This window comes from Chitinophaga sp. (genome assembly GCF_035761305.1).
In the GTDB taxonomy this organism is placed as follows: Bacteria; Bacteroidota; Bacteroidia; order Chitinophagales; family Chitinophagaceae; genus Chitinophaga.
Genome location: NZ_DASTRI010000261.1, coordinates 1 through 2,030, shown reverse-complemented (window position 1 = coordinate 2,030; position 2,030 = coordinate 1). Strand labels below are relative to the sequence as shown.

At 46.3% G+C, this 2,030-nt stretch carries 3 protein-coding genes; 2 read left to right on the top strand and 1 reads right to left on the bottom strand.

Annotated elements, in window-relative coordinates:
* A partial coding sequence (locus VFS25_RS21770) for a hypothetical protein (protein ID WP_326464291.1) occupies positions 1-210 on the top strand: 210 nt, incomplete at its 5' end.
* 39 nt (positions 211-249) lie between these two features.
* On the top strand, positions 250-1,257 hold the full coding sequence (gene recA / locus VFS25_RS21765; RefSeq protein WP_326464290.1) for a recombinase RecA: 1,008 nt from the start codon (positions 250-252) through the stop codon (positions 1,255-1,257).
* Positions 1,258-1,718: 461 nt separating this feature from the next.
* Here the strand turns inward: recA and VFS25_RS21760 are convergent.
* Positions 1,719-2,030, bottom strand: a 312-nt coding sequence (locus VFS25_RS21760) for a DNA-3-methyladenine glycosylase family protein (protein ID WP_414647781.1), incomplete at its 5' end; no start/stop codon positions are given.

Sequence of the window (2,030 nt, the reverse complement as noted above, 5' to 3'; positions counted from 1 at the left end):
CACAATTACTTGCCTATTCCATTCTGGCGTAAGCTGCCGATGGCGGCCGGCAACTTTTTTTTTCACTGCGCATATTCACTGCGCGCAGGCATCGCATCTTTGTACTGCAATGATGAACGAACCGGGGTGAAAGGAATAAGCATTGCTACAGTATTTAGTATTTTTAAAGAAATGCTAAATTTTTTAGGAAATTCAAAAATTAGATCATAACTTAGCACACCATTAAATTTGTAAAAAACACTTACTAATATGTCTACAGCCAATGCAGAAAAATTGAAGGCGCTCCGCCTCACCATGGACAAGATCGAGAAGGATTTTGGGAAAGGATCTGTGATGATGATGGGTGAGAAGGGCACTGAGCCCATGGAAGTAATATCTACCGGCTCACTGGGACTGGATATTGCCCTGGGTATTGGAGGTTTCCCCAAAGGCAGAATTATAGAAATATATGGCCCCGAATCTTCCGGTAAAACAACTATTGCTATTCATACCATTGCAGAAGCCCAGAAAAAAGGCGGCATCTGCGCCATTATAGATGCGGAACACGCATTTGACAGCTCTTATGCACAAAGGTTGGGAGTAGATGTGGACTCGCTGCTGATATCCCAGCCGGATCATGGAGAGCAGGCCCTGGAAATAGCCGACCGCCTGATCTTATCCGGCGCGGTAGATGTGGTGGTTATTGACTCCGTAGCGGCCCTGGTGCCAAAAGGAGAGCTGGAAGGTGAAATGGGCGACAGCAAAATGGGTTTACAGGCCCGCTTAATGTCGCAGGCGCTGCGTAAGCTTACCGCTACCATTTCCAAAACCAACTGCTGCTGCATTTTCATTAACCAGCTGCGCGAAAAAATAGGGGTAATGTTCGGCAACCCCGAAACCACTACCGGCGGTAATGCGTTGAAGTTCTATGCATCCGTACGCCTCGACATCCGCCGTATGACGCAGATCAAGGATGGAGATACAGCCGTAGGTAACCGCGTAAAAGTAAAGGTGGTAAAGAATAAAGTAGCGCCCCCCTTCCGCCAGGCAGAATTTGATATTGTTTTTGGAGAAGGCATCTCTAAAATGGGTGAGATCATTGATATGGGCGTTGAATACGGTGTTATACAAAAAAGCGGCAGCTGGTTCAGCTACGAAGGTAACAAGCTGGGACAGGGCCGGGATGCGGTAAAGCAGCTGCTGCGGGATAACCCGGAAGTTGCCGTGGAAGTGGAAGCAAAAATTAAAGCCAAACTTGCTGAACAACAGCAGCAGTAATAATATTTAAGCATGAATGCTTTAATAGCAGCTCATAACTAAGGTATTTAACAGATTAGTAATCATATTAAAGCTTGTTTTAGTTTTAGTTATAAGCATTGGGTTAGTTAGTATTAACAATCCCTGCCCATTTCTGGGCGGGGACTTTTTTTTATTATAGCCACATCTTTTTATTATAGTCACATCCGCATTTTGTTCAGCTATTAACGGCAACCGCCTGCCTTTCCTGTTCAGGGCCATTGCATTTTACAGCAGCAATTTTTCTCAGGATGGATGGTTCGGAGCCTGTTTGGCCCGGTGATCATGCACCCTGCGGCAACGGACTAATTAATGACGATTATTGGGCATTGTTACGGCAACAAAAGGCCCGCTTGTATTAGCCGGTCGGGAAATCTTTAGCCGGGCTCTTTTTAGGGCTGATAACAAGAAAAGTGATCGGCTATATTATACAGCATGTGCAATTAACTTTTTTCATTGCCGGCTACGGGCTTCATATCTTTCCAGGCCCACAGGTAGCGGCTGGCATATGTGCGGTAAGGGCTCCATTTGGCGGATATTTGCAGCAGGCGCTGGCGCAGCGCTTTTTTATCTGAAGTGTCCAGCCGGTATAGCTTTATCATGCTTTGCTGCAGTCCCAGGTCATCTACCGCAAACACATCTTCCCGGCCCAGGTAAAACATCAGCAGCATTTCCACTGTCCACCGGCCTACCCCTTTTATCCGGGTTAAATAGGCAATCACCTCATCATTATCCATTTGCTGCAGCTTTTCATC